Genomic DNA, 1,272 nt, shown 5'->3' on the forward strand with positions numbered 1-1,272 from the left:
CGCATGCCATGAGAAGTGCCGTCGCCGAGGCGGCGGCGCCGATGAGTCTTGCGCGTTTCATTCCTGCGTGTCTCCGTTGTTGTGATCCACGCACCGTTCGCGCGGCGCAGGCCGCCGCGCTTTGTTGCGTGTGGGAGAAGTATTCGCGGCGGGGCGTTTCGGCGCTTCCGGGGAATTGCAGGCGCATGCGCGCCGCGCCGGCCCCGCGCGGCGGCGGTGCGGCTTCCGGAAAATTGCAGCGGCGCGGCGTCGGCGACCCGTCAGCGCGCTGTAAGTCCGCTCGCAAACCATCGCCGCCCGGAGACAACATACAACCACAAGGACCAGGCCATGGGCGTTCGGCAGCGCGTGCAGGGCCGCGGCCAGCCGGTCGGCATCGACCGCGGCTGCGGCAGGCTTCTCTTCGAGGCCCGCTGGGAAGGCATGCTCCTCGAGCACGAGGAGGCCGACCCGATGGACAACGTCGAGGGCGGGCTGATCCGCCACTGCGTCTCGGTCAACCTCGGCGGCCCCACGCGCTTCGAGATGCGCCTGCACGACGAACGCTTCTGGTCCGCGACCGCGCAGCCGCTGGGCATCAGCATCCTGCCGGCCGGCGCGCAGATCAAGGGACGCACCTGGGACCCGTGCGAGGCGCTCACGCTGAGCATCGATCCGCGCCACTTCCAGAATGCCGGCGAAAGCGATGGCGGCGACCGCGCGCTGGTGCCCTGCTGCAACGTGTCGAGCCCGCTGATCGCGCAGCTGCTGCTCGCGCTGCATGCCGATGCGAAGACCGGCCAGCCCGAGGGGCCCGGCTATGGCGAGACGCTGCTGATCGCGCTGCTCGCGCACCTGCGGCAGACGCACACGGCCGCGGCCAGCGAGGCGCAGGCCGAGGGCCTGCTGTCGAAGGCCGCGCTCGATCGCGTCAGGGAGCACATCCGCGGCCGGCTCGAGATCGGCGTCTCGCTGACCGCGCTGGCCGCGCTGCTCGACATGGACCCGTATGCCTTCCTGCGCGCCTTCAAGCGCAGCACCGGCGTGACGCCGCACCAATACCTGATCCGCGCGCGCATCGAGCATGCGAAGGAGATGCTGCACCTCACGCGGCTGCCGGTGACCGACATCGCGCTGCGCTGCGGCTTCGCGAGTCCCAGCCACTTCGCCGACACCTTCAAGAAGGTGGAGCGGCGCACGGCGCTCGAATACCGCAACTGCTGCGCCGTCTAGCGCGCGAAGGGGCTTATTGCCCCACGCCCTGCATCCACAGGCTCAGCAGCGCGAGCTGGC

At 70.3% G+C, this 1,272-nt stretch carries 2 protein-coding genes; one reads left to right on the plus strand and one right to left on the minus strand.

Going from position 1 to position 1,272, the window contains the following annotated elements:
* Positions 1 to 187 (minus strand): hypothetical protein (locus AC27VN_RS41745; protein ID WP_490880553.1); only part of this gene is annotated, 187 nt, incomplete at its 3' end.
* A 143-nt stretch (positions 188 to 330) separates the two neighbouring features.
* Here AC27VN_RS41745 and AC27VN_RS41750 point away from each other — a divergent pair.
* Positions 331 to 1,212, plus strand: a complete 882-nt coding sequence (locus tag AC27VN_RS41750; protein WP_490880554.1) for a helix-turn-helix transcriptional regulator — start codon at positions 331 to 333, stop codon at positions 1,210 to 1,212.
* The last annotated feature ends 60 nt before the right edge of the window (positions 1,213 to 1,272 follow it).

The organism is Variovorax sp. 20P10.2.4, assembly GCF_058244205.1.